Annotated in this window: 24 protein-coding genes; 1 reads left to right on the top strand and 23 read right to left on the bottom strand. The window is 53.3% G+C overall.

Annotated elements, in window-relative coordinates; translation table 11 throughout:
• Nucleotides 1–97: 97 nt before the first annotated feature.
• From AYI96_RS16175 to AYI96_RS16065, 23 genes are all read right to left on the bottom strand, one after another.
• On the bottom strand, nt 98–3,553 hold the full coding sequence (locus tag AYI96_RS16175) for a DUF6701 domain-containing protein (RefSeq protein WP_144361989.1): 3,456 nt from the start codon (nt 3,551–3,553) through the stop codon (nt 98–100).
• Entirely contained in the window at nt 3,546–4,019 is a 474-nt protein-coding gene (locus AYI96_RS16170) for an MSHA biogenesis protein MshP (protein ID WP_144361988.1), read from the bottom strand. Before AYI96_RS16170 ends, AYI96_RS16175 begins: the two co-directional genes overlap by 8 nt.
• Complete coding sequence (locus AYI96_RS16165) at nt 4,009–4,845, bottom strand: PilW family protein (RefSeq protein ID WP_144361987.1); 837 nt, start codon at nt 4,843–4,845, stop codon at nt 4,009–4,011. Before AYI96_RS16165 ends, AYI96_RS16170 begins: the two co-directional genes overlap by 11 nt.
• Complete coding sequence (locus AYI96_RS16160; protein ID WP_039034087.1) at nt 4,845–5,345, bottom strand: prepilin-type N-terminal cleavage/methylation domain-containing protein; 501 nt, start codon at nt 5,343–5,345, stop codon at nt 4,845–4,847. Before AYI96_RS16160 ends, AYI96_RS16165 begins: the two co-directional genes overlap by 1 nt.
• On the bottom strand, nt 5,335–5,802 hold the full coding sequence (locus AYI96_RS16155; RefSeq protein WP_039034086.1) for a Tfp pilus assembly protein FimT/FimU: 468 nt from the start codon (nt 5,800–5,802) through the stop codon (nt 5,335–5,337). The genes AYI96_RS16160 and AYI96_RS16155 overlap by 11 nt, the downstream gene beginning before the upstream one ends.
• A gap of 108 nt (nt 5,803–5,910) precedes the next feature.
• Entirely contained in the window at nt 5,911–6,426 is a 516-nt protein-coding gene (locus tag AYI96_RS16150; RefSeq protein WP_144361986.1) for a type II secretion system protein, read from the bottom strand.
• 15 nt (nt 6,427–6,441) lie between these two features.
• Nucleotides 6,442–6,948 (bottom strand): prepilin-type N-terminal cleavage/methylation domain-containing protein, encoded by a 507-nt coding sequence (locus AYI96_RS16145; protein WP_144361985.1) that lies wholly within the window; start codon nt 6,946–6,948, stop codon nt 6,442–6,444.
• A 34-nt stretch (nt 6,949–6,982) separates the two neighbouring features.
• The gene (locus tag AYI96_RS16140; RefSeq protein WP_039034083.1) at nt 6,983–7,585 is read right to left on the bottom strand and encodes a Tfp pilus assembly protein FimT/FimU; all 603 of its coding nucleotides are present in this window, start codon (nt 7,583–7,585) and stop codon (nt 6,983–6,985) included.
• Nucleotides 7,586–7,649: 64 nt separating this feature from the next.
• Nucleotides 7,650–8,144, bottom strand: a complete 495-nt coding sequence (locus AYI96_RS16135; RefSeq protein ID WP_144361984.1) for an MSHA biogenesis protein MshF — start codon at nt 8,142–8,144, stop codon at nt 7,650–7,652.
• Nucleotides 8,144–9,364, bottom strand: a complete 1,221-nt coding sequence (locus AYI96_RS16130) for a type II secretion system F family protein (RefSeq protein WP_039034081.1) — start codon at nt 9,362–9,364, stop codon at nt 8,144–8,146. The genes AYI96_RS16135 and AYI96_RS16130 overlap by 1 nt, the downstream gene beginning before the upstream one ends.
• A gap of 2 nt (nt 9,365–9,366) precedes the next feature.
• A complete protein-coding gene (locus AYI96_RS16125) occupies nt 9,367–11,121 on the bottom strand; it encodes a GspE/PulE family protein (protein WP_144361983.1) in 1,755 nt (584 codons plus the stop codon).
• Complete coding sequence (locus AYI96_RS16120) at nt 11,118–12,455, bottom strand: tetratricopeptide repeat protein (RefSeq protein ID WP_144361982.1); 1,338 nt, start codon at nt 12,453–12,455, stop codon at nt 11,118–11,120. The genes AYI96_RS16125 and AYI96_RS16120 overlap by 4 nt, the downstream gene beginning before the upstream one ends.
• Entirely contained in the window at nt 12,452–13,363 is a 912-nt protein-coding gene (locus AYI96_RS16115; protein WP_039034078.1) for an ExeA family protein, read from the bottom strand. The genes AYI96_RS16120 and AYI96_RS16115 overlap by 4 nt, the downstream gene beginning before the upstream one ends.
• Nucleotides 13,364–13,371: 8 nt before the next feature.
• Nucleotides 13,372–15,057: a pilus (MSHA type) biogenesis protein MshL gene (gene mshL / locus AYI96_RS16110; protein WP_260853015.1), complete on the bottom strand. Its 1,686-nt coding sequence runs from the start codon at nt 15,055–15,057 to the stop codon at nt 13,372–13,374.
• Entirely contained in the window at nt 15,057–15,383 is a 327-nt protein-coding gene (locus tag AYI96_RS16105) for a hypothetical protein (RefSeq protein WP_039034076.1), read from the bottom strand. Before AYI96_RS16105 ends, mshL begins: the two co-directional genes overlap by 1 nt.
• A complete protein-coding gene (locus AYI96_RS16100; protein WP_144361981.1) occupies nt 15,364–16,023 on the bottom strand; it encodes an MSHA biogenesis protein MshJ in 660 nt (219 codons plus the stop codon). The genes AYI96_RS16105 and AYI96_RS16100 overlap by 20 nt, the downstream gene beginning before the upstream one ends.
• On the bottom strand, nt 16,020–16,619 hold the full coding sequence (locus AYI96_RS16095; protein WP_039034074.1) for a PilN domain-containing protein: 600 nt from the start codon (nt 16,617–16,619) through the stop codon (nt 16,020–16,022). Before AYI96_RS16095 ends, AYI96_RS16100 begins: the two co-directional genes overlap by 4 nt.
• Nucleotides 16,616–17,500 carry a hypothetical protein gene (locus AYI96_RS16090; protein ID WP_071475664.1) on the bottom strand — a complete coding sequence of 295 codons (885 nt, stop codon included), beginning with the start codon at nt 17,498–17,500 and terminating at the stop codon, nt 16,616–16,618. The genes AYI96_RS16095 and AYI96_RS16090 overlap by 4 nt, the downstream gene beginning before the upstream one ends.
• A gap of 223 nt (nt 17,501–17,723) precedes the next feature.
• Entirely contained in the window at nt 17,724–19,637 is a 1,914-nt protein-coding gene (gene csrD / locus AYI96_RS16085; RefSeq protein WP_039034072.1) for an RNase E specificity factor CsrD, read from the bottom strand.
• A gap of 190 nt (nt 19,638–19,827) precedes the next feature.
• Complete coding sequence (locus AYI96_RS16080) at nt 19,828–21,075, bottom strand: malic enzyme-like NAD(P)-binding protein (protein WP_101096357.1); 1,248 nt, start codon at nt 21,073–21,075, stop codon at nt 19,828–19,830.
• 175 nt (nt 21,076–21,250) lie between these two features.
• The gene (locus AYI96_RS16075; protein WP_260853014.1) at nt 21,251–22,093 is read right to left on the bottom strand and encodes a thermonuclease family protein; all 843 of its coding nucleotides are present in this window, start codon (nt 22,091–22,093) and stop codon (nt 21,251–21,253) included.
• Between the two features lie 79 nt (nt 22,094–22,172).
• On the bottom strand, nt 22,173–22,835 hold the full coding sequence (locus AYI96_RS16070) for an SDR family NAD(P)-dependent oxidoreductase (RefSeq protein WP_039034070.1): 663 nt from the start codon (nt 22,833–22,835) through the stop codon (nt 22,173–22,175).
• The gene (locus AYI96_RS16065; RefSeq protein ID WP_144361980.1) at nt 22,832–23,341 is read right to left on the bottom strand and encodes a hypothetical protein; all 510 of its coding nucleotides are present in this window, start codon (nt 23,339–23,341) and stop codon (nt 22,832–22,834) included. The genes AYI96_RS16070 and AYI96_RS16065 overlap by 4 nt, the downstream gene beginning before the upstream one ends.
• Before the next feature lie 326 nt (nt 23,342–23,667).
• Here AYI96_RS16065 and ubiD point away from each other — a divergent pair, with 326 nt between their 5' ends.
• Nucleotides 23,668–25,149, top strand: a complete 1,482-nt coding sequence (gene ubiD, locus AYI96_RS16060) for a 4-hydroxy-3-polyprenylbenzoate decarboxylase (RefSeq protein WP_071475666.1) — start codon at nt 23,668–23,670, stop codon at nt 25,147–25,149.
• Nucleotides 25,150–25,205: the final 56 nt, after the last annotated feature.

Here is a 25,205-nt window from a genome sequence, read left to right as displayed (position 1 = left end):
GAGGCTGTCGATTATGCTCAATGTGAGTTGAAGACAAAGTTAAATTATCTACATCTTGGCGCTTTAGTGAGTTGCTTCACACTGTGGTGATTCGGCTTCAGTTAACTTCCCGCCAACTGATGATCCTGTCGTTGCCGCGATAACGGCCAAAGAAGGCACTGGCTCTGGGGTCGCTCAGTGTGCCGTCATTGAGGCCATTCCAATTCCAGTACCACTGCAACCATTCAGGCGTCTTGAGCGGCGCCGTCACCTTGCCGCGATAGCCGGAGCTTCCAAGCGCACGCCACAAGAGTTCAAACTCGCCGCCAAAGGCAGTAACTGTGTTGCCGCCGCTGGCGGAGCGGCTAATATTCTGCCCGGCACTGAGCGCAGGTTCATAGTGGTAACCCAGGGTGAGTTGATCCTGTTGATATTCAAGTGGCGTGTTGAACACACTGCAGTTATCCAGTTCGTTCAAACGCCAGCCACTGCCATCCCAATACTCTGTCCTCGCCGCCATGCTCAAGATTTGGGTTTCCGGGCCAAAGGTATTGTCCAACAGCAAACGCCCATGACGCATATTTTGGCTACCAAGACGTACGGCGCTGCAGCTGCCTGCCACTGAGCAGTCACCACTGAAATCGCTTTGCATATTGCTGTCCTGCAGCTTGGCAATCTTGTCCGGATCCTGAATTTCCAGGCCGATATCCAAAAGCGGGAAAGGCCCATCTGTTGCAACCGGGTCCTTGCGGGCAAACTTGAGTTGCCCTTGGAACTCAGCCAGGCCATCCACCCAGGTATCTGAAGTGATCTCGCCCCCCGAAACCCGGCTGTCCAACGCCACTCCGTCGAATTGATTGGCTGCCTGATAATGACTGTAAGCCTTGGCAAAATCACCGACATAGTTTTGAGTCACTTGCCTATCCAGTGCCAAAGCGCTGACTTTATAACTGACTTCAAATGGCTGATCCATATAACTGAAACCATTACAGGCCGGCAGCAAACTGGCTTCATCGACTCGGAAAAAGGCCGGCACAAAACGCCCGACTGGCGTTGCAGTTTTGCCACTCGGCCCCTGCCAATATCTGCTGCCCACCAAACTCGGGAAGGTCACACTGCCCTCGTAGGGCAAGGGCGCTGTAACGCCGAATTCAAACACCCCAACCTCACTGACCGCCTGAGCGAGCCGGTTATTCTCAGGCGTTTGCTGGCGCAGATGCTCATACTGCTGCAGCTGCAGTTCACCGGGTTGACCTGAAGCCGGTGCAATCAGCTTATGCCATAAAGAGAGACCTGCCTGTTGATAGGAAGGTGTAGTGAGGTTTTTACAGAGATCGGCATTACCATTATCCGCCCAGGCTTTGGCGCTGATGCTGAGTGGGAAATTTTCCTGTGCTCGCCGAAAAGGCGCACAGGAGGCATCCGCGGCCTGGCAGTATTGCTCGACCTCGACACAGAATCCCAACGGGAAGCTGACAAAATCATCGGCGCCGTGCATCACCAGCCCGGCATCCCCTTCGCTGGTCGTTCCTCTATAGAGGGTGTTTAACTCGACCCGACCGGCATCGGCATAATTGATATCGATTCGGCTTTGACCTTGACTGTCGAAGGCCAGGGTCAGCGGCGTGGCGGCAGCTTGATTGTTGCCTATATCCTGCCAGCTCAAAGTGTCTGTCGGTTTCAGTTGCACCTTGGGTGAACCGACGACTGCCGACAGCGCCTCACTCCAGAACGAAAGCGTCTTGTTGGTACTGGCAAAGGCCGGTACACACAGGGCTGTGCCATCTGACTTCATCGCCTTAACAAGCACTCCCGTCTCTGGCTTGTTGGCCAGCTTATCTGCCACATCAAAGATGAAACCACTCTCGGCAAAACTCAGGCGACAGGCGACCGAACTCAAGGGACCGCTGCCACTTCGGCACAGGGTATCACTGCCGGGGCGGGTGGCCGGAGTCGAGGAGGAAACCCCCAGTGTCAGCGGCGTTTGATCAAACTTTTGCAGTTGAATTTGGGTACTGCCGCCATTGAAAGTCACCGAACTTGCCGGCAACCAACGGCCGTTACTGACAGGATTCGGGCTCAAATTGGCGGTGACAGTACCTGTGAAGAGCTCTGAGCAGCTGGCATTTTTACAGGCCCTCAAGGTGATGGGTTCGGCGCGACAGGTAAAAGGCGCGCTGCTGTAATCAAACTCAAAATGATGCACCTGCTCGCCCACGGGTTTTGACTCCAGGGCACAAACCTGGAAATTGTCTATCTCATGGTTGTTGTTAGCATCACCGGTAGAGCCGGTAAGCGACAGGTAAAAATCTGTCGGCACACGGCTTTGTCCAGGAAAGTTACGGGCATTGAAAGGGCTCACCAGAGTTTGGTAACCGGCACCTGTATCTCGCTCAACAGACACCATGGCCATATTGGCCTGACGGGAATCTACAGTAATCTTATACTTGTGCCCCGGCGCAGGAGACTGAGAGCCTCGAACATCAATACCGGGACTGATAGAATCTTCCGTCCCCTTCAGGTAACGATAAGAACCTGCCTCTGAACCACGAATAGAAACAGATTGTCGAATCTCCCCCGGGCCATCGACACGCCCTTCTGTGGGGTTGGAAAAGTTGCCGTACTCATCCAGAGCGACCCCCAACCAGCCTCCGGCAAAGCCCGGGGTGCCATCATTACGCTGGGCATAACCCAAGGCGCCACCAAAACTGCCCGGCTGCGGTGTCACGGCGGCATCCGAGAGAATCACCGCCACTCCATCACCGCCGGTACCACCCTGGGGCGACCAGGCGTAATAATCAAATTCAACTGTTACCAGGTTGCCTTCAGCCGGAAACAAACGCTGATAGGTACTAGAGGTTGCCTGATTGCCCCGGGCAGGAGTCAAACGCAGACGTCCGCCCACTATGCTGGGCGGCACTGAATTGCCCAGCACCTTGATGGCCCAAGCATCTGCCGATAGGGAAGCCGAGCTGAAGTCATCGCTGAAACACCCCAGCACTGGCGTTTGGTCATTGCCGCACATGCCGCCAAAATCGGCGTCATCGACTGCACCGAGGTCGATATTTACATCCGAGTTGCCCTTGATATCCAATGCCCCGCCGGAAGCCAGGGCACCACTGAGGGAAGCCCCACCGGCCACTTTGACCGAACCCGCCACATAGACGATGGCATTCACTGTGTTTTGACCTGTGATATCCAACGAGCCACGCACATAGATGATCAGGTTTTCAGGTTTTCCCCATGGGTTCAGGGTCGCCTTATTGAGAGTTAAACTATCGAAATAGAGCCTGGTCGTGGTCGTGGTCGGATACAGATAACTGCCATGGAAAAAACTACCATGGCTAAAGTTAACATCCCCAGCTCCCAATGACCGACTACAGTAACGTGAATTATCTGGACAATTGAGTTCACCACGGCTAGGCGGCAGATTGGCAGGCGGTACAAAACCGTCATTTAGATGGTTACCACTAGGCGGATCGGTAAAAATATCACTGCAAAGAGGCACGGCTAAGACCGTCATGGGCCAAGCGTTAAGCAAGATCCCGAGTAACAGCAATATGCGACTATTCACGGGCTTCCACCTCCACAACCCGGCTCACTCTCAGACATTGACTGTCATCAGCCGCGCCCACACCACAACTGCCGCTCTCGCATACCGCCTTGCTGCGGATACGATACAACTTGGCACTGCCCGGGCTGGTATCCTGGCTTAAGGTCTCGCAACTGAGCTGGACATTACAGCCGTGAAACCCGGTCACATCCGGCGCTGTCCAACTTGAGCCCACGGCGACGCAACCGGCAGTGCCGCCGCTTAAGGGGAACAGCCTGGCCAGGGCCGCATCGGCGCCGCTGTTGGCAGCATTGAGCGCCCTTAAGCCCCAGACTTCCAGGTTAACGCCCTCGTCGGCGTCGCCGCCAACCCGCAACAGAGTCACCGCCAACAGCGACATCACCAATATTACAAAGATGGCTATCACCAAGGCACTGCCGCCCTGATGCTTTTGCGCATAACAGTGATAATTTCGACTAGGGAACATTGATCACCTGCACTTGATGTTGATACTGAAACTTTTCACCAACAACAGCAAACTGCGGCTGCAACTGTACTATGGCGTTGTTAACCAGAGTCGCAGGCAGCAAACGCACCGCCGGGTTGGTGGCTATATCATTACTCAAGCCTTCGGCCATCAAGGCTCCCGTGCCCATGGTATCGGGCAGAGGCTGACCGGCATGATAACCATAGTGGCTATAACGGCGAATGCTGCCATCTGCCTGCGAAAAACAGTAGCTGACAGGTTGCCCGGCCACATAAAAGCGCTTCGCCGGTGAAGCTTCGGCAAAGTTAACCGCGGCGGCAAACCGCAACCTCAGCAGTGAGCCATTGGCCGTGACCTCATCTATGGTGTGGCGCTTGTTGCTGGCTGTGGCATAAATATCTGCATGGGTCAGCGGATAAACCAGCAATTGTTCACCGGCCGAAATCGCCGTCGCCGGTGCAAATACTGTGGCATTGTCTGCCTGGATATCCGGTGCCAAAGGCAATGACAGATAGCTGCCGCTGGCACTGATGGGCAGAAACTCCAAACACTGCAGCTGAGAGCTCGACTGCAGCCTAAGGCTGGAAGGCACTGCATTACGCAGCTCACGGTTCAAACGTTCCATCACGAAACGACTGCTGCCCAGCACTCTGTCGACGGCAGTAGAATCCACAAATATGCGGGTACCAAAGATAATAAAGCTGCTGACCCCCACCACCAGAATCCCCAGGATAAGGATCACAGTGACCAACTCCACCAAGGTAAAGCCCTTGGCGAAACCTTGTCCTTTGATCTTTATGAATCTCTTACCCTGCCTGCAGCGCATCAGAAATTACTCCTCAGCACGTCGTAACGGATAGCTTCGCCCGCAGGGGTAGTTACCGTGACAGTCACCAGCTTGCTGTTGGCTTGATACTGGGATACCTGGACGCTGAGACTGTACCCCGGATAGAGACTCAGGTAACTCAGGCTGGAATTAAGCATCAAGCTCTGCTCGTTAAGACCGTGGTAATCGTCAATATCGTCAAATTGATCCCGACTCTCACCATCCGGGCCATAATCGCTAACCCGGGTACAAGTGACACCGCCCAAACCGTTACAGGCGGGCAGGCCACCATTTACGCCGCTATGTTCATCATAACGCTTGCCCCAGATTTCATTGATCACAGCCTGAGCCAACTCGGCGCTGCGCACTCTATGCAGGGTCTGCGCCGCATGATCGCTTTGGGGAAACAGCACGCTGGTCAGCAGCACCAGGGCGATACCGAGCACCAACATGCCGATCACCAGCTCTATCAGGGTGAATCCCCGCGCTTTAGCCCTCATGGATATAGCCCTCGGACTCTATGGCGATAGTCAGGGTTTCATCGGCAACCACTGAGAGGCAGGCGCCATTGCAGGCAAGGTTGGTGCGGCCCAAAGCATCAAACTGGATCTGAAAACTGTCAGCGCCGTTACTTTGAAGCAGTATCCGGGTATTACGCGGCAAGCTTTCGGCGCTATTACTGCGGATAAGGGTCGCGCAATCCTGGGTCAAGTGGCTGAGTTGATAAGCGCCGCTGCTGATAGTGAGTCGATAACAGCGGTCGGGATTATTGAGTGCCAACATCTGGGTCTTTTGCAGCTCGGCAATCAACTCCTGTCGCAGCGTCCAGGCACTGTAACTACTGGAGGATACCAATTTGGGCAGCACCACGACGGAAAGTATGGCCAGCAACATGATAGTCACTACCAACTCCACCAGAGTAAATCCCCGGGTGCCTGTCCCCTTGGTCACAGCCATATGATTTCCCGCCAATTCCATACTCAGTCAAGTATGGCAAATAAGCTCAATAGTTTGAATCCTGACGTAAAAAAGGCCTGCTTGGCAGGCCTTTTCAGCTACAGGCTATTAGCAGCCTGTAGTAACTGCATTCACAGTAATTGGACCATATGAGGTAAGATTGTTGATGTACTCAACATAGCAAGTTCCAGGCTCATTCGCGGCCTTGGGGCTATTGCTTCCCTGGGGATAAAAGTAAATCGTTTTGGCTTGAGAATCTTCAACATAAAGCCATTCGCTTGAGGTACCTGTATCAGAAGCATTGATATCCAATGCATTGGCTAAAGAGTCAGCCCATTGAGGAAGTGCGTGCCCATAGTTCAACAACACTGAGTTACCTGCATCCACAATTACACTCGGAGCAGAAGAAGCATCCGAGGCAACTTTTTCATTGCCGGCAATCAAGGATTTGGAGTTAACCAAAGTATCAGCCCCTTTGATAGCAGCCTCCAAACCTTTAATCGTTGAAGCTCTGGCATCAGACTGTAGATTCAAAAATTTAGGCGCAGCAGTGACTGCCAAGATCCCCAAAATGATAATCACCACCACTAATTCAATTAGTGTAAAACCTTGTTGTTTATTCATTTTTATTCCTCTTTATTAGCAGCCTGTTTTTTCAACATGGTAGCTAGGCAAAACGCCTTTTGCTGTGGATTGGAGATATTCCACCCAACATTTAGCAGTATCTGAAGGTGTCAGGTCTGCTGGGTGAATAATTGCTGCATCTGTCAGTGTCGTCGTAACTGAAGGTGCTCCGATAATGGTCCACTCCGAGGAGTCAATATCCAGAATTACAGCCAAATCTGCTTGATTCTGCTGAATATAGCCAAACGCAACGTTAGCACTGATGTCATCACTGGCATCAGCATTTCCTTTATCATCAAGGATGATTGAAGCTGTCGCTGCCCCCTCTTTGCCTTGAATGGCTGCCTTGGAATACACCATGGCATTGGCTCCCTGAAGTGCCGCTTTCATTCCCTGGAGAGTGGACTCCCTGGCATCGGATTGCAGATTGATAAACTTGGGCGCTGCTACCACAGCTAAAATACCGAGAATGATGATCACCACCACCAATTCTATCAAGGTGAAACCTTGTTGTTTTCGCATAGCGCTTTCCTTTGGTTCAAAAAATACAATTCAATCAGTTGCTGAAACTCAAGACCTGGCCGGTTCCCGGGTTATAGGTAATACCCTTGGCGCCTGTGGTGTTGAGATCCGGCGCCGGTGTTGCCACGCCTGAACTTTGGTTCAGTGCCAATGATGCCACCTGATGGTAAACACAGAGATCCAGCCCGGTTATTAAAGTACCGTCAATAGCTGTAGCACTTACACCTGCACCATCCAGGGCTCTGACGGTATAACGTTGTTCTCTGGCGTCAGCGGTATAGAGCACATTCTTAGGCGCACTCTGCAGTACTGTGTTGAACACTTGCTGGCAACTGGCATCATCCATGGAAGTGGCCGAAGTATTGCCAGTGCCGGTTGGATAACCGAAACGGGTGTCCAAAGACACGGAAATACCATCGAGGAGCACTGACGTATTACGGCGACCATCAACCTCCCATTGGGAGCGTACAAAACTCACCGCCGTAGCCAGGCCGCCCGTCACGCCTTCGAGGCTGGCATCCTCGGCATCATCTGTCACATTCAAAAAACGCGGAATAGCAGTTGCGGCCAGCAGGCCCAGGATAACTATTACTATCACCAACTCGATTAACGAGAAGCCTTGCATCTGTCGTTTCATCTAGGTTTCCTCCACCTGTTCGCCATGGATATTAGCAGCTCCGTTAAGATAAAAAACCATTTAGTCAATAATCTGTATTTGACGTCAAAAAAATGACCCTTCCAGTGTCCAACTGATAGCTCAGACTGTCACCGGCGGGGCTCAAATAACGGCAGCTTTGATCCCGGTTGATAAACTGAGCTTGAATCACCGCCTTATCCGGTATACCTCCCAGAAGCTGCTGCCAAAGCACCTCGCAGCCTTTGTCATCCCGGCTGGGTGCCTGTGGCCAACCGGCCTGATTCATTGCCAATGGACTAGGTTGCACCTCGTGATCCAATGTGTGCCAATCCAATTGCATCTGTTCAGGGCGCCCCAAACGCAACCACTGGGATCTCACCATGGCCAATACATTCAGCAACCTGTGGTGTTCAAGCTGCAGCCCTCTGGCCGATACCTTGTCCACAGCAGAAAAATAACGCATTCCCAACACCGCCAAAATAATCAGCAAAATCAACAGCGCCGCCAGACTGGCAAAGGTTCGCAGCAGATCTTCCTCAGCCTGATGCTGGCTTGGCATCAGCCGCCTCCCTTGACCACATTGAGCATGTCCCACATAGGCAGATAAATACCCAGCGCCAGGATTAACACGACAACTGCCACTATGCCGATCAAAATAGGTTCCAGCCTGGCGGTGAGGTTCTTGAGGTCATAATCTACCTCACCCTCATAAAAATCGGCGGCATCATTGAGTAGCTGATCTATGCGGCCGGTTTCCTCCCCAACCGCCACCATCTGCAACACCAGAGGCGTAAACAACTGACTCTGATTGGAAACCCTCAGCATAGATTCCCCCGCTTCGACCCCGCGGCGCATGTTGACGATTCTGTCGTGCATATAACTGTTATCCACAGCGTCGGCCACCAAGCTGAGCGCCTGAGTCATGGGCACCCCGGCGCTCAACATCATGGCGAAACTACGGCAATAACGAGCCAGGGTCGAGCGCTCTATGATGGAACCCACCGCCGGAATATGCAGCTTCCAGCGATCCCACTGCTTTTCCCCCTGCTCGGTTTTGTGCCAATAACTCACCCCGAGTACAGTTACCACCAGCGCCACCAGCATCAAGGGCCAATAATTGACAAACAGGTTGGAAGTACCGATAAGCAACCGGGTCGCCCAGGGTAATTCTGCACCGAAGCGGGAAAACATTTCGGCGAACTTGGGGATCACCATAATATTGAGGATCACCAGTGCCAGCACCACCGCCAACAGAACAAACATGGGGTAACGCATGGCAGATTTGATCCGTCTGCGGGTTTCCTGCTCCCGCTCGATATAACCGGACAACTGCAAAAAGGCATCTTCCAGTTTGCCGGTGTTTTCTCCCACATGCACCATGGAGACGAACAAGGCGTCGAACACGTCCGGATGATGGTTCATCGCCGACGACAGCGGCCGCCCGGCGGTCAACTGCTCTGAGACATCCTGCAACGCCTCTTTCATCCGCTTGGAGTGGGTGGTCTCCGCCAGCCCGGCAATGGCGCGCAGAATAGGAATGCCGGAGCGGGTCAGGGAATACATCTGCCGAGTAAAGATCTGCAGCTCATCCAGACTGACTCTGCGTTTGAGTAGGCCCTTGAGGCTAAGATCCCGGCCCGCTTTGACCTCATTGAGTTCCAGCGGGATCACGGCTCTGGCCAGCAGTTGATCGGCCGCCGCACTCTCGGAGGCGGCATCCAGCTGCCCTTTTACCTGTTCACCGCCGGCATCCCGGCCCCGATAGGCATAAAGCGGCATAATCAGACCTCATCCCTAGCCATCATCTCGGCTGCCAACGGCACCTGAGCTTCAGAGACATCTTCCACCAACTTGGCGACCTCTTCTATGGTTGTCAGGCCAGAGTGCAAATATGCCAGTGCCGATTCAGCCAGCGGGGTAAACTGCTCGCTGGCGTAAGCAGCGCGGGCAAATTCATGGGGATTACCGCTGCGCATAGCCTCTATCATGGTTTCATCCAGTTCGAGGATCTCAAATACCCCAATACGACCGCGATAACCTGTGCCGGAGCAGCTTTGACACCCTGTGCCCACTCTGAGCCTGGCATCGGAAAAGTCGCGCTTGCTGATGCTCTGGAGCCAGACCCTGTCCTGCGGCGTGAGTTGATAATCTGTGGCGCAGTTCTTACACACCCGCCGCACCAGGCGCTGGGCGATAATGACTCTAAGGGCACTGGCCACCAAATAACTGGCCGCCCCCATATCGAGCAAACGCAGGGCGCTGGTAATGGCATCATTGGTGTGCAGGGTCGAGAGCACGAAGTGACCTGTCAGGGCACCACGCAAGCCGATTTCGACGGTTTCCTGATCCCGCATCTCCCCCACCATTATGATGTCGGGGTCCTGGCGCAGGGTGGTGCGCAGTACGTTGGAAAAATCCAGGCCTATCTTGTGATTGACCTGTACCTGGTTGATCCGCGGCAGTTGATATTCCACCGGATCTTCCACGGTAATAATCTTACTCTCAGCCTTGTTCAGTTCACTGAGAATGCCATAAAGTGTAGTGGTCTTGCCCGAACCTGTAGGGCCTGTGACCAACAACATGCCGTGGGGGCGTTTTATCTGCCGCCGTACCCGCTCGAGAATATGCGGCGGCATCCCGGTTTCATTCAGGGTCAAGAGGCCGGCCGATTGGTCCAACAGTCGCATCACCACAGACTCACCGTGATAGATGGGCATGGTAGACATACGCACATCTATCTGATGACCTTTGATTTCAATATGAAAACGGCCATCCTGGGGCAAACGTTTTTCCGAGATATCCAAACCGGCCATCAGCTTGAGCCTAAGCACCAGCGCCGCGGCAATATTGACCTCTTTGAGCACGTTTTCCTGCAACAGACCATCCACCCGCTGGCGGATCCTGAGCGACTTGTCGCCGGGTTCAATGTGAATATCCGAGGCGCGGATCTGCACCGCATCCTCGAAAATTGACTGCAACAACTTAACCACTGTGGTCTCGTTGTCGCTGTCGCCTTCGGTCAAACTGGCGAGATCGAACTGATCATCGGCAGCGTATTCTTCCTCCAGCTTACCGGCCATCTGGGCAATGTGACCGGTGCGGCGATAGAGGTTGTCAAAAGCATCAAACAGCTGTTGCTCCTTGACCACCGCCAGTTTCAGGCGTCTTGGCGCCAACAGCACATCCAGTTCATCCAACGCCTGCAGATCGGCCGGATCGCTCATAGCCACCAGCACGGAATCCTTGTCGGCCTCAATCACCAAGGCTCGAAAACGCCGGGCCTGCACTTCGGACAAGAGGTTGACTACCTCAGCAGGAATGGGGCGCTTGCTGATATCGATAAAGGGAATATTCAACTGATGAGAGAGAAACTGCAGCAGCTGTTCCTCGCTGATAAAATCCATGTCTATCAGGGTGCGTCCCAGCTTGCGGCCGGTTTGTTTTTGTTGTGACAGCGCGTTTTGCAGCTGCACCTCGCTGATAATCTGCTCCTGTACCAGGAGGTCACCGAGGCGCATTTTTAACTTGGGTTTCACTGGCGGCCTCCTATCTGGGCGAGTCGGTTTTCTATGTAATCACGGGCATCCGCGGACAAGCCCTGGCGCTTGAGAGCTTCCTGATAACTGGCCTTGGCGGCGTCATAATCGCCACTTGCATCCTGGGCATAGGCCAGCCCCAACCACCAGCGTCCCTGAGAGGCATCCTGCTGAATTAGGCTAAGATAACTTTGCTGTACCAAGGGCCAATCTTTGAGGCTTTGACCTATTTCTGCCTGCAGCAGCCATTTTTCTCGGCCAAGCTCGCTGCCATAGGCTACCTGTTGCAAACTGGCAAGAGCCAGAGGCAACTCGCTGCGAGCCTTTTGCACCCGGGCCAGCAACAACCAAAACACAGGTTGCTGCGGATAACGCTCGGCGCCTTGACGCAGCAGTACTGCCGCCTTGTCCAATTCGCCGCGGCCATAAAACAGCGCCGCCAGCTCCTGACGGGCACTGTGGTTGGCATCATTCAAGCGTAAGGCTTCGGCATAGGCCGACATTGCCTTGTCAATCTGGCCCAGCTCCTTGGCCTGTTGTCCCTGTTGTAACTTTTTCTGCGACAGCTCTGCCGGGGTCAGAGAAACCTGAGTCACGCTCATTTTCGTCTGGCTTGGTTTAGCAGCCGCTGATCTGGATTGGGTTATCCGGCCACTCTCATTGGAGCTGGGCTTCTGCTCCAAGCCTGACTTTTCATTGCGACCCGGTGTTTTTATTTGTGCTGACTGAGATGGCTCTTGTCCAGCCTCCTGTCCGAGCGGCTCTGCCTTGGCTGCCCAGCGTTCGGTTGCTGTGCTGGTTTCAAGGCTGTCATCGGCTAGGTTTGAGTTTAAGCTGCCTGTTTCTGAGCCATACATTTCAGTTTTTTTTGTTTCAAAGGCTGAGCCTTGAGCATTCAAGCCTGCATTAGAACCTTTGGGTTGTTCACTTGGAGCCATACTCTTGCTGGGCAGTTGTAGCGCCGAGATCTGCGCCTCAGGCTCCAAATTTAATCTATCACTGCCATCGGCAGCGCTTGAAACTGCCCTCGGCTGTGGCCGATTTCGGCCCGTGGGCCCAGGCTCATAAGGCACAGTCTGCGATGGCTCGGCTCGGTTGCCACTAAAGTTTTGAGTTTGATTTTGGGTTTGGGATGAGCTTGAGTTGTCATCACCCAGATAACCGCCCAACCATAACCCCAGCGCCAACAGAGAGATGCCAAGCAGCGTGCCTCCCAGCAGCAACCACCAGGGATTGGCCGCCGCGTGACTGGCCTGCCCTATCGGCACATGAGCTAAGTTGTGCGGCTGCTGGCGTTTATCCAGATCTTTGAGCATCTGATTGACCACGCTCATAGTCCGGCTCCCTTCATGGCATAAACCCCGACAGAGGCGCCGACTGAAGCAAGGAGCAGCACCAGAGTCGGCCAAAACCAACGCCAGTTGCCAGGATGAGAAGCATCTTCGGTATCCTTGATGGCGCCCTTGATATGCGTAGATGTCACTTGCTGTTTACCTTCGCCGAAACAGAGCAGCAGCGCCTTGTGCGCCAAAATATTCACCAATCTGGGGATCCCTCTGGCGGCAATGGCAATACGCTTACTGTCTGCGGCGCTGAATAACGCCGGTCCCTGATAGCCGGCCACTGCCAATCTGTGGCGCAGATAGGCGTAGACTTCATCCCGGGTCAGCGGCCGCAAGCGATAGCTGAAAGTGATCCTCTGGCGTAACTGGCGAAACTCTTGCTGCGCCAAGCGCGCATCAAGCTCGGGCTGGCCGAAGATCACCACTTGCAGCAGCTTGCGACTCTCGGTTTCCAGATTGGTCAACAGCCGCAATGCTTCCAGGCTCTCATCCGGCAGAGCTTGGGCTTCATCAAGCAGCAAAACGATATTAAGCCCCTGAACACTGAGCGCCAGCAGCTGCTGCTGAATAAGGCCACTGAGTTGCTGCTGATCTTTAATCTCATTCACAGCAATTCCCAGCTCTTCGGCAATCGCCAGCCTGAGTTCTGCCGGTGTCAAATAAGGATTGGGCAACCAGGCGCAGCGAAACTGTTGCGGCAGCTCGTTGAGCAGTTTACGGCACAGCAAAGTTTTGCCGGTTCCCACCTCGCCGGTGACCTTGATAAAACCTTCACCGGTTTGCAGCGCCACCTGCAATACTTGCAAGGCCTCCACATGGGGAGCCAACCCCAGGAAAAAACCTGTATTGGGGGTCAGGGCAAAAGGCATGCTCTGCATGCCAAAATGCTGCAGATACATAGTGGCCGTTATTCCTGTGGATACCAGCGGTCGAGCAAGCTCTGGGAACGTTGCAGCTCTTTTTGCCAGGTGCCATCAACCACCACGGTCGGCTTGAGCAAAATCACCAGCTCTGTCTTGCGCTTTAACTTACTGCGGTTGGTAAAGGCTTCACCGATAAAGGGAATATCGCCAAGCAGCGGCACCTTGGATACCACTTCGGTATTCTCGCTCTTCATCAGGCCGCCTATCACCACCACATCACCGGAAAGCGCCTTGATGACAGTATCGGACTCACGGATTTCACTCCGGGCCAAGGGCAGATCCAACGAAGAGTCACTGATCTTGATGCTCTTGTTCTGCTCTTTCACATCCGTGACTGAAGGATGCACATGCAGCAGCACACTGCCGTCTTTGTCTATCTGAGGCGTCACGTCCAGAGCAATCCCCGAGAAAAAGGGCGTCAACTCCACCTCAGGCGATGTCACCGGCGTGGTACTGGCCACAGTGGTGGAGGAGACATCCGTGACAAAGTATTCATCACGGCCAACTTTGATCACCGCCTTCTGGTTGTTGGACGCTGTCACTCTGGGGCTTGAGAGCACATCGACATCGCCTTGGGTATCCAGCAGGGTAATCATAGCGGCGAAATCTGTGCCTTTGAGTGATAAAGAGGTCACCCCTCCTATGGCCTCGGTGATCTGATTGCCAAACGAGCCCTCGCTGGTGCCAAAATTAACCTTGGTGTTACCGTCAGCCAAAGCGCTGCCAAGCACATCCTGCCATTGGATCCCCTGCTGATAACCATCGGAGAGGGTCACTTCGAGGATCTTGGCTTCCAAAATAACCTGCCGCTGCAAATGGCTCTCAGCGGTGGCAAGGAAACTGCGAATTTGCCGCAGCTCATCCGGATTGGCTCTGACGGTTACCAAGCCGGCCTGAGGTGTCACCACCACTGAGCGGCCATCACCGCTGTTGCCCAGAATCGATTCCAGGGTCTTTTGCAGCTCGCCCCAGAAATCTGTCTTGGTGCGGGAACTGATAAAGGTGCCGTTGGTGTTATTGCTGTTCTGGTTGTTGCTATTATTATTGTTGTTATTGCCAAAACCACTGTTGTTATTGTTGTTCAGGCCGTTATTGTTCTGGTTGCTATTGCTGTTGTTGTTATTGTTGTCAGAGATCCTTCCCGAGCTGACCGAGGTCAGCGACAGGCCAATGCGTTCCATATAGAGGTAATTGACCGGGAAAGTCTCGGTTCTCAGCCCAGCGGGATAGACCCTCAAGACTCGTCCTTCCCGACTGATCTCATAACCGTAAATATCCTGCACTACCTGCAAGGCTTCACTCAGGGTCACGCCCTTGAGCGACAGAGAGATATTGCCGCTCACTTGCGGGTGCACAGCCACGCTGAAGGGGGTGCCTTCCACCAGACTCGGGAAAAACACCCTGGCATCGACATCATTGGCCGAAACATCGAAACGCCGCTCGGTCTGCATAGGTGCGGCCAGCCCAGCCAGAAGACCATCGGCATTCAACTCCTGCTGCACACCGGGAGGCAAGCTGGCCGGAGGGGGCACTACTGCCCTGGCGCTTTGCTGCGCCATGGAATCACGCAGTGCCTCCTTGGAGGCGGCTGGATTGGGCCTATCCGTGGTTTGGCAGGCCGCCAGGCCCAAAGCCAACAACGGCAGCATACAGACGAGTCTGGTTTTCATTAATGTTTTTCCTTGCGCTCGGTAATCGCTTGAAACAGATAGAGTCGGCGACCATCGGCCAGCAAAACGCTGTCCTGATAGATACGGCTTAACACCACTCCCTGAACTCTGTCCCCCTGGCGGTAAATTTGGTTATTGATCACGGCCCGCTTGCCCTGAGGTCCATTGAGCAAACTACTCAGCACCAGGCCCTGTCCGCCCAGCTCTTTGGCCGGAGCGATCAGCCCCTGCGCCGGCATGGTCGGGTCCCGCAAGCTGGCGGCAACGAGATCCTGGCTACAGAGCAGCGCCAGTAAGATTAAGCCTTTAGCGGGAAGATGCCACACTGATAAAGTCCTCATTGATGCTGAGCGTGTATAACTCAAGTTGCACACTGGCCTTGGGATACTCAGACACCCGGTAATCCAGGCGCTTCCAATAAAGCTTGTCCGGCATCTTCTCTACCGCCTGTACAAACTTGAGCACGGCGAAATAGTCACCTTCCAGCTCCAGCACTATGCCGTGGCTGTAAAGGTTCATCTGCTGTTCATCGGCTTTGCCTACCACCAGCAAAGGGGTTGGGGCGACAGACTTGAAGCCGGTCAGCTGTATTCCCTGCACCCGTTCCAGCAAGGCGGTAAGCAATGACGGCATATAACTGGCGGGCACCATGTCAACCATCTGGCTGTCCAGCTGTTGATCCAGCGCAGCGATATCACGATTCACTTGCGCCAAACTTGCCTTGAGCGGCGTATCAGGGTCTTCCGCCAGGCGTTGGCGATAAAGCGCCAGCTGTTGTTGGCTGAGCTTGATGCTACTCTGGCCGGCATGCAGCCGTTGCAAATTGCTCTGGCGCTCCAGCCAAAAAGACTCCAGCGGCAGATACAGCAGCAAGAACAGCACCAACATGCTGACTCCCGACACCATGCCTCTCTCTCTTTGACTCAAACCATCAAAGGCTTGGCCCAGACGCCGAAGGAAATTCATTTCTTCACCTCCCGGGCTTCACTGGTCAGAACGAAGGCCAATGGCTGGCCTGGCTCCCGAGCCATAGTCATGGAAGCAAACGAGCGCCCTCTCAGACTCTCGGTTTGTTTGAGCTTGTCTATCCAGCGCGGCAGACTCTGCGGATATTGGCCGAAACCTTCAAACGCCAGTTTGCCTTCTTCAAGTTTGATGCGACTCAGCCACACACTGCCATCGGACACTTGAGCCAACTCCTGCAACACAGGCGCAAAGCCCTTGGAGGTCATGCGCTCCCGCTGCCCAAGTTCGGTCAGCAGCAAGCCCTTGAGCTCCCGCTCCTGAGTACGGCGCTCCAGCTCAACGACCAGCTCGGCACTAGGGCGACGCTTGGCCAATTCGGCTTCCAGTTGTTGTTTTTCGCTCTCCAAGGCCTGGCGCTGCAACTCAACCTCAAGCAACTGCCTGGACACTTGCGTTTGCTGCCACCATCCCAAGCCGATAAGCGAAAGCCCCAGTAACAAGAGCACGCCTGCAATAGCCAACAAACGGGCGAAACTGAGCCTTAACCTTGGGGGCAAGAGAGAAGGCGAATAGAGATTGACCCGGGTCTTGCTCATTTACTCCCCCGCTTAAATTCCTGATAGCTGAGTTCAGCCATTTTCATGCCGACATCCATGCCATCTACCGGACGCACTTGTTGATTAAAGTTACGGGATATCAACTGAGCCAAGGCATAGGTTTGCCCCTGAACCATAATGTCAATCGAGGCCACCGGCGCTTGCCTGAGCTGACTTTCAAAAAAGTCCATCGAGCGCTGGATCTCCAGGCTGAGGGTATCGGCAACGCCGAACCCCAAGGATTCGGCATCGGTCTGATGCAATTCAGAAAATCCGCGAATGCGCCGCTGCATATAGAGCTCACCCTCGCGAACCACAGTGAGTAATAACTCCTGTCCAGGCACTTGGCTTATCACCAGCCTGGCTAAAGGATCTTGGTTAAAGAGGTTAGTGGGCAGTAACTCTTCGATGCTAATCCCCACCAACTGCATACCTGCCTTATCTATTTCCTGGGCCAAGGCAGACAAGCGACTGTGGGAACAGACGACAACATTGAGTTTGTCACTGCTTTTAATCGGCGATTCGAAGTAATCCAAATGGATATCGGTTGGCGGCGTGCTGACCATATCCTTGACCGCCCATACCAATGCCTGAGCCATCTCATCGGCTTCAACCTTGGGCCGGTCGGCACTCAAAAGCTGATAACGACCAAAACCTAGAGCCAACTGTAATTTTGAAGGGCCAAAATCGGCATAAACCGCGGAAAACAGTGAATTCCAATCATCTTTGTGCAGTGGATAGCAATGACAAAGGGCTCTTTGATCGTCATTTTCCGGGCGAAAGACCCAGGCGTGATTGGCAGCAAGGAACACCCCGGTATTGCTACCGGATTGAGGCGCGCCAAAGTTGAAAAGACGACTGATGAATGACTTGTTCGTCATAAGAAACCCTGAGTCCCTGTGAAAACGGCAGCGTTTATCGTACCCATAAGGTTATGAACTTGCTGCCAATTTAAAGTTAAGTCAATATTTTGGCATGTTCATTCTAAACACTAATCAATTCATTTTATAGGCAAATATTATTAAACTGAGAGCTGTCCTAAAGATAGGCTCAGCAAGGCCGGCAGACAAATCCAGCCTGTAGTAACCCGGAACTCTTTCTTGATCAGGCTGTTGCCGGCATAGGCTCGCTGAACCAGCTTCCCTGAGCGGCGCTGACTCCGAGTATTCTCAGTGTCTGCCACTCTTCAAACAACTCCACCCCTTCGGCGCAAACCTGCACTTCGGTACGGTAGAGTCCACCTATCAGGCTACGAACAAACAGCTGGTTTTCGGGTCGTAGATGGATCTGCCGCACTATGGATCTGTGCAGCTTAATCAGTTGGAAACCTGTGTCCTGAATATATTGGGTGCTGATCACCTGCTGACCCACATGATCGACACACAGGCGCGCGCCCATCTTGCGGATCATCTGCAGCCTGGAGGCGATTTTCTCCTGATTGGGCGCCGCGATATCTTCACTGACCTCGAAGATCAGCCTGCCGGTCAGGTCCCGGTATTCCAGCAAGGTGGTACGCAACCAGCGAATAAAGGCTCGGCTCATCAGCGAATCCAGACTCAGGTTGATGCTGAAACAAACCTTCTTGTCCGGCTCACTTGGCAGCAACTCAAACAAGACTCTTTCCAGAGTCTGACGCTCAATTTGCGGCATCAGGCCACATTTAACCGCCATAGGCAAAAATAGGGTCGCCCGCACCAGATTACCTTCGGGATCCCTGGCTCGGGTAAACACTTCTCTGTGATGCAGCTTGCCGTCACAATCCATCACGGGCTGGGTATAAGCCAGAAATCGCTTATTGACCAAGGCCATTTCCAGAAAGCTGCGCCAGCGTACCGAGCCCTTGGCAAACTCCTGATCTACCGCGCCCTTATCATACATAAACCAGGTATTGATCCCCTGCAACTGCGCCGCTCTCAGGGCCATTTCCGCCTCTTCCAGCAGTTGCTGATGACCATCACCCACTTTGAAATAAGCGCCGCCGAGATGATAGAAGTTGTCGGCGTTGTCCAGCTTGGGCAATACCTGGCTTTGGCAGACTTTTAACAAGCGGATTGCCAGTTGATCAGCCTCAGCCAGGGAAATTTGGGTCACCACTATTGCAAACTGGTTATGGGAACGACGGGCAAAAAAGCTGTTGGGCTGTGACTGTAGTATCTGGCTGATGCCATTAACGTTTTGTCTAAGCAGTTCCAGCGTCAGACTGTCCCCCATTTTTTGTTGCAGCAGATCCAGATCTTCCAGCTCCAACAGATAGAGCACCCCATGGGCTATCATGCCCTGCTCATTGCTCAGGGCATCGAGGCGATTCTTGAGAAACAGACGATTACCTATACGAGTGTCGGGATCCAGAAAGGTATTGCTGCGGATAAACTTGTCAAATCTGGCACGTTCTTTCTGGGCATCGGCCAGCTCTTCCAGCAAACGACTGAGAGCACGGTTAATCAACCTGGGTTTACCCTTGCCCGGCATCGCCTGCGCTTTTTCGTGCTCACCCAGGAGAATCAAACGGCTGCGCTGTGCCAGCTCTTCAATGCCCTCCAGTTGCCGCGAATACCAGAGATAACCAAAGCGGACAAACGCCAGCACGGCCCCCACGCCAAGTAGAATTATCAAGACTTCATACCAACCTGGTCTGTGCTGAGAAAACGGCTGCGGCAGTTCCAGCTCCATACGAAACTCAGGGTTATTCTTCAACGAAGATTGATAGCGCACCAGATTTTCTGTAGCGATATTGCCTTTATATTCAAATAGTAATTTATCATGATGCCAGAGCTTAAAACTGGCAGCATTGTAGGCAATTAACATGGGAGGCAGCCAGGACTCCAGCTCCCAGTTACTGCCGGAGTGGTATTGATTGGCCAGCATGGTTTCCAGCTCCGTGACCTTCTGTTGCTGGAACTTATAAGTCAGCTGCAGAAAACTCATCATGGCGCAGAGCAGAAACACAAATGCCACTATCGTCAGCGACAAGAGCCAAAAACTGGTGAGCTTTTTTGTGAGAATACGGGTGAGTTTCATCGAGGGCGATCCTGCCAGTCTTATTCTTCTTCTTGGGGGTGAGCCGCCTCACTGCGGGAACTCAACTTGCTGATTATTCAGCAGCCATACGCAAAAGGCAACCAACAAGCAGCATAGACCAGAAAATGCCCCGTTTGCCTTGCAAAAACAACAAAGGGGCCAACAAGGCCCCTTTGGAATAAAGCTGCTATCAGACTTCCGGGTATTGCGGCAGTGTGTCTATCTGCGCTACCCCAGAGTCTATGGCTGCTTGTGCCACAGCCTTGGCGACTTTAGGCAGCAACCTTGGGTCCATCGGCTTGGGCAACACATACTGAGGGCCAAAGCTCAACTCGTTGACATTGGGATAAGCCACCAACACAGATTCAGGCACTGGCTCCTTGGCCAGTTCGGCAATGGCGTAAACCGCGGCTATCTTCATCTCATCATTGATGCGGCTGGCACGCACATCCAGGGCGCCACGGAAGATGAATGGGAAACATAGCACATTGTTGACCTGGTTGGGATAGTCGCTGCGACCGGTTCCCATGATCAGATCCTTACGTATCTCATGGGCCAGCTCAGGCTTGATCTCGGGATCCGGGTTGGAGCAGGCGAAGATCACCGGCTTCTCGGCCATCATGGCCACTTCCTCGGCGCCGAGAACATCTGGGCCAGACAGCCCCAGGAACACATCAGCCCCCTTGATCACATCCTGCAAGGTGCGCTTGTCTGTGTTGTTGGCAAACAGCGCCTTGTACTCGTTGAGATCTTCGCGGCGAGTATGAATCACGCCCTTTCTATCCAGCATGTAGACATTTTCACGCTGGGCACCACACTTGACCAACATGCTCATACAGGCGATAGCCGCTGCGCCTGCGCCCATACAGACAAACACTGCTTCTTCAAGCTTCTTGCCCTGGATCTCGAGGGCGTTGATCATCCCGGCAGCGGTGACAATTGCCGTACCGTGCTGATCATCATGAAACACAGGAACCTGACAGCGCTCGATCAGTTCACGCTCAATTTCAAAGCACTCTGGCGCCTTGATATCTTCCAGGTTGATACCGCCAAAGGAGTCGGCAATCGCTTCGACCGTATGAATAAACTCTTCAGCTGTGCGGTGTTTTACTTCGATATCTGTGGCGTCGATATTGGCAAAGTGCTTGAACAGCAAAGCCTTTCCTTCCATTACCGGCTTGGATGGCAAGGGGCCGAGGTTACCCAGCCCCAAAATGGCGGTGCCGTTGGAGATTACAGCAACCGTGTTGCCCTTGTTGGTGTATCTGTACGCATTGGCAGGATTGGAAGCGATTTCACGTACCGGTTCTGCCACCCCAGGGCTATAGGCCAAAGCCAAATCCATACTGGTCTCGGCGGGCTTGGTCAGCATCACTGCGGTTTTGCCTGGAACGGGGAACTCATGGTAATCGAGCGCTTTTTGACGGAAATCTGTCATTTTAAAATCCTGAAATGCGGAATGATATTAAGTAAAAACCGTACAAACACAGGTCTGGATCACTGCAAAATTCCTTTCACAGTGACTCAAATCACAAGGCGCTAAAGATACGCGAAAAGGCGCGATTTTAAAACAGTGTATGGCAAATTTTCCACTTAAGTCAGGTATTTTGCTTCTAAGGGGGATTTTCGAAACTTATCTGTGAAGGATGGCTGACGATAATCTGCCACTTTTTGTAGGAAAAATACAACTTACCCCGCACCACAACGGCTCTTTTGAGCGAGTTCAGCGCTAAAACCTTGCTAAAATTACCAGATCCGGCCTGAAGTATGCCAACATAGAAGTTATCGTCCAGAATAAGCCACAAATACTGTCCCTTTCTTTCAAAATCTGTCACCACACCTCTGACCAGCCGGTACTGATTTAAATCCTGCTGACCGATAGCCGAAGTCGCCTTGGGCGCATAGTCTTCAAACTGCCACAAGCCTGCATTCTGAGTGCGCGCTTGCTGCTCCAACTCGGCAAAGCATTCCCAAAATGGATGTTCCTGGAAGACCCTGGCCATCGCAAAACCCTGTTGCAGTAGTTCCTGCTGCAACAATAATCCATTCGGAGTAAAGACATAGGCCAAGGTGCGACCATAGGGATCCAACTTGGTTGGGCCAAACATCAGCGCCAGCTCATCACCCACTTTGAGCTTAGAGGCGACAAAGGCCCTGGCCTCCATGCTGTAGGGTTGAGAGAGCCCCGGATACTGATGATCTATCTCAGGAGCATTAACACCTATCAAGCGTATCAGGCGGCCATCTTTGAGTGTGAGGGTATCGCCATCATTGATATAAGCGAGTGTGACCTTTTCGCTGGCTGTATAGGGAATACACAAGTTGTCGGCTATGTTGGCCTGCGCCGATCCCAAAGACAGCAAACTGCCCAGCAGCAACAGGCAATTCATCAAGTAACGACCGAGCCAAAAGCGAGTGCCCAAGCCTGAGTTAGTATGGTTCCATTGAGATATCATAGCGCCTCCCTTGGCAGTGTTTCTTCTTGGCCGCCCCGACTCACAGTGCAAAATCCTTTTTAACTTTTAACGCAGCCTGCTAGCCTCGGCTCAAGGTGATATCCGAAACATAACCATGAACGCAGTTTTGTAAGGCGTTACTTAGCATGCCTGCCGCTTCATCGGCAGTCATAAAGCTCGACGTATCCACCAACTTACCGCTGCTGGGCCAAAAACCGGTTGCCATTCCGCCGGGGTAGACGGCTATCAGCTTTATCTTGCTACCCTTGAGCTCCAAGCGCAGGGACTCCAGCATGCCTCTGACGGCCCATTTTACCGCGCAGTAACTGCTCTCTCCTGCCTTGGGTTGCAGCGCCGCGGTAGACATGACAATCACCAGTGTCATGCTCTCTTGCCGCCAACGAGCCAGCATGGCTCTGAGCAACAGCAGAGTGGACAGCAGATTATTGTCGATAAGAGCCTTGATATCAGTCGGAGACTGAGTTTCCAGGTTACCAAAGCAGCCGCTGCCGGCGCAGTGCAGCAGCATTTCAGGGGCCTCGCCTAAGCTATCGAGCAGAGCCTCAATCGCGCTTGGATTGGTTAAATCTGTTGTTTGGTAACTGACACCGGGCAACTCTGCCGCCAACTGTTGCAACCTCTGTTCACTGCGGCCGGTTAACAGCAAGGACTCACCTTCAGCATGATAGCGTCTCGCCAGCGCAGCCCCCAAGCCACTGCTGGCCCCGGTGATCAATTTCATTTGTTTTGTTCTCCAACTTCAGATGGGGATTGCGGCAGAGGCCGATAGGTTTGGCTTTGCCAGTCAAATTGATAGGTCTTGCCTTGCCATTGATACAAGGTGCGATTAGCTTCTTGTATCACCCTGGCATTGGCCGGTAGGCTGGCGCGACTCTCTGTATCTGCCAAGGTTTCGAAGTGAGTCGTTACTCGCTGCGGTGGCGCAACCACCACTGGCTCCGGCTTGGGTTGCCTGCGATATACATAGGGACGCTGCCAGCGATCTCTGTACCAAGGATCATCCCACTGCCAGCGATTCCATGGGTCATAACGCCAGGGCGATAGCCAGGGATTGTTAACGCCCCAATACAGGCCCCAGTGACTCCGTGAGCCATGGTTATGGTAGCGGTTATAATCTCCTCTGTGAATATCACCCTGATAGTGGTGCTCGGCATGGGAGTTATCCCAGGCAGCAGCCACCTGTGGCAAACTCATCAGTATCAGACTCAGGAAAATAGCTCGTTTCATATAACCTCCAGGCTTCAAGGCCCGCAGCTTTCATGCTACTACGGCTTACTCCCGGATTCATCACAGAATCGCAGGCGAAATAAAGATGACTCAGCGTACATTCAGCCAAGAGTTACCTGGTCATCTCTGGCCGCGGCAGCAATCTGTGGCAGGATCCGACTTCGACAGGCCCCGGCATGCTTGCTGCCAGAGGCCTTGAACGCCGATTAATCTGCAAGCCAGAGTGCCACGAGGAGTTATTTGCACTTTCCTTAGCAGTTAACCGTTGCTCGGATTAATGCTATAGTGCGCGCCATTAATGCATTCGGCAGCGAGGCTATTTCCACATGAGTTTTAAGGATTTACGCAGTTTTATCGATCACCTTGAGAGTCAGGGTGAGCTCAAGCGTATCAGCTATCCGGTTGATCCTTATCTTGAAATGACCGAAATAGCCGATCGGGTACTGCGCGCCGGTGGCCCGGCTCTGTTGTTTGAAAACCCCAAGGGCAAACAGATGCCCGTGCTGGTGAACCTCTTCGGTACTCCGAAGCGGGTCGCCATGGCCCTGGGCAAGGATGATCCCATGGCGCTGCGGGACGTGGGCGAACTGCTGGCGTTTCTCAAGGAGCCCGAGCCCCCCAGGGGCTTCAAGGATGCCATAGCCAAGATCCCCATGTTCAAACAAGCGCTGAACATGCCACCCAAGACAGTGCGTAACGCCCCTTGCCAAGAGGTGGTATTGCAAGGCGATCAGGTTGACCTGACCGCCCTGCCCATTCAGCACTGCTGGCCCGGCGATGTTGCACCGCTGGTGACCTGGGGTTTGACCATCACCAAAGGGCCGAGACAGAAACGCCAGAATCTGGGGATCTACCGCCAGCAACTGCTGGGCAAGAACAAGCTGATCATGCGCTGGTTGTCACACAGAGGCGGCGCGTTGGACTTTGCCGACTTTAAACAGCAACATCCAGGTGAAAAATATCCTGTGGTAGTGGCTCTGGGCAGCGACCCTGTCACCATTCTCGGCGCCGTCACGCCAGTGCCCGATGCCATGAGCGAATATGCTTTTGCCGGGCTGCTGCGCGGTGAGCGTACCGAAGTGGTCAAGGCCTTGAGTTGCGATCTGGAAGTACCGGCCACCAGCGAAATCATTCTCGAAGGTTATATCGATCCCGAGGAGATGGCGGTGGAAGGCCCCTACGGTGATCACACAGGTTATTACAATGAAACTGACAGTTTCCCTGTGTTTACCGTGACTCATGTCAGTCACAGAAAAGACGCCATCTACCACAGCACCTACACAGGAAGGCCACCGGATGAACCGGCCATGCTCGGGGTAGCGCTCAATGAAGTCTTTGTTCCTATCCTGCGCAAGCAGTATCCGGAAATCGTCGACTTTTACCTGCCACCGGAGGGTTGTTCCTACCGGATGGCGGTGATCTCCATCCGCAAACAATATCCCGGCCATGCCAAGCGGGTGATGATGGGAGCCTGGTCTTTCCTGCGTCAGTTTATGTATACCAAGTTTATTGTCATAGTCGATGAAGACGTGAATTGCCGCGATTGGCAGGACGTTATCTGGGCCATAACCACTCGGATGGATCCCAGCCGCGACACAGTGATGATAGACAACACCCCCATTGACTATCTGGATTTCGCGTCCCCCGTGGCGGGACTGGGATCCAAGATGGGCCTGGATGCCACCAATAAGTGGGAAGGTGAGACCAACCGCGAATGGGGTACCCCAATAGTGATGGACCAAGAGGTTAAACAGCGGGTGGACGAGATTTGGGAACAGTTGGGCATAGAAGACCAAGCGACCCTATAATTCGCAATAACTGCGTTAGCCATTATGAAAATAAGCCTTCAACAGAGAGGTAAAAA

It is taken from the genome of Shewanella sp. MSW (assembly GCF_007636515.1).
GTDB lineage: Bacteria > Pseudomonadota > Gammaproteobacteria > Enterobacterales > Shewanellaceae > Shewanella > Shewanella indica.
This window is presented reverse-complemented; position numbering and strand designations above follow the sequence as displayed.

Excerpts from the sequence above, each read along its gene's own strand:
- AYI96_RS16080 (WP_101096357.1), bottom strand. The coding sequence starts at position 21,075 with ATGACAGATTTCCGTCAAAAAGCGCTCGATTACCATGAGTTCCCCGTT.
- AYI96_RS16150 (WP_144361986.1), bottom strand. The coding sequence starts at position 6,426 with ATGAATAAACAACAAGGTTTTACACTAATTGAATTAGTGGTGGTGATT.
- ubiD (WP_071475666.1), top strand. The coding sequence starts at position 23,668 with ATGAGTTTTAAGGATTTACGCAGTTTTATCGATCACCTTGAGAGTCAG.
- AYI96_RS16155 (WP_039034086.1), bottom strand. The coding sequence starts at position 5,802 with ATGGCTGTGACCAAGGGGACAGGCACCCGGGGATTTACTCTGGTGGAG.
- AYI96_RS16090 (WP_071475664.1), bottom strand. The coding sequence starts at position 17,500 with ATGACGAACAAGTCATTCATCAGTCGTCTTTTCAACTTTGGCGCGCCT.
- AYI96_RS16075 (WP_260853014.1), bottom strand. The coding sequence starts at position 22,093 with ATGATATCTCAATGGAACCATACTAACTCAGGCTTGGGCACTCGCTTT.
- AYI96_RS16070 (WP_039034070.1), bottom strand. The coding sequence starts at position 22,835 with ATGAAATTGATCACCGGGGCCAGCAGTGGCTTGGGGGCTGCGCTGGCG.
- AYI96_RS16160 (WP_039034087.1), bottom strand. The coding sequence starts at position 5,345 with ATGAGGGCTAAAGCGCGGGGATTCACCCTGATAGAGCTGGTGATCGGC.
- AYI96_RS16100 (WP_144361981.1), bottom strand. The coding sequence starts at position 16,023 with ATGAATTTCCTTCGGCGTCTGGGCCAAGCCTTTGATGGTTTGAGTCAA.
- mshL (WP_260853015.1), bottom strand. The coding sequence starts at position 15,057 with ATGAAAACCAGACTCGTCTGTATGCTGCCGTTGTTGGCTTTGGGCCTG.
- AYI96_RS16135 (WP_144361984.1), bottom strand. The coding sequence starts at position 8,144 with ATGCCAAGCCAGCATCAGGCTGAGGAAGATCTGCTGCGAACCTTTGCC.
- AYI96_RS16140 (WP_039034083.1), bottom strand. The coding sequence starts at position 7,585 with ATGAAACGACAGATGCAAGGCTTCTCGTTAATCGAGTTGGTGATAGTA.
- AYI96_RS16095 (WP_039034074.1), bottom strand. The coding sequence starts at position 16,619 with ATGAGCAAGACCCGGGTCAATCTCTATTCGCCTTCTCTCTTGCCCCCA.
- AYI96_RS16165 (WP_144361987.1), bottom strand. The coding sequence starts at position 4,845 with ATGCGCTGCAGGCAGGGTAAGAGATTCATAAAGATCAAAGGACAAGGT.
- AYI96_RS16065 (WP_144361980.1), bottom strand. The coding sequence starts at position 23,341 with ATGAAACGAGCTATTTTCCTGAGTCTGATACTGATGAGTTTGCCACAG.
- AYI96_RS16115 (WP_039034078.1), bottom strand. The coding sequence starts at position 13,363 with ATGTATCTGCAGCATTTTGGCATGCAGAGCATGCCTTTTGCCCTGACC.
- AYI96_RS16120 (WP_144361982.1), bottom strand. The coding sequence starts at position 12,455 with ATGAGCGTGGTCAATCAGATGCTCAAAGATCTGGATAAACGCCAGCAG.
- AYI96_RS16130 (WP_039034081.1), bottom strand. The coding sequence starts at position 9,364 with ATGCCGCTTTATGCCTATCGGGGCCGGGATGCCGGCGGTGAACAGGTA.
- csrD (WP_039034072.1), bottom strand. The coding sequence starts at position 19,637 with ATGAAACTCACCCGTATTCTCACAAAAAAGCTCACCAGTTTTTGGCTC.
- AYI96_RS16170 (WP_144361988.1), bottom strand. The coding sequence starts at position 4,019 with ATGTTCCCTAGTCGAAATTATCACTGTTATGCGCAAAAGCATCAGGGC.
- AYI96_RS16145 (WP_144361985.1), bottom strand. The coding sequence starts at position 6,948 with ATGCGAAAACAACAAGGTTTCACCTTGATAGAATTGGTGGTGGTGATC.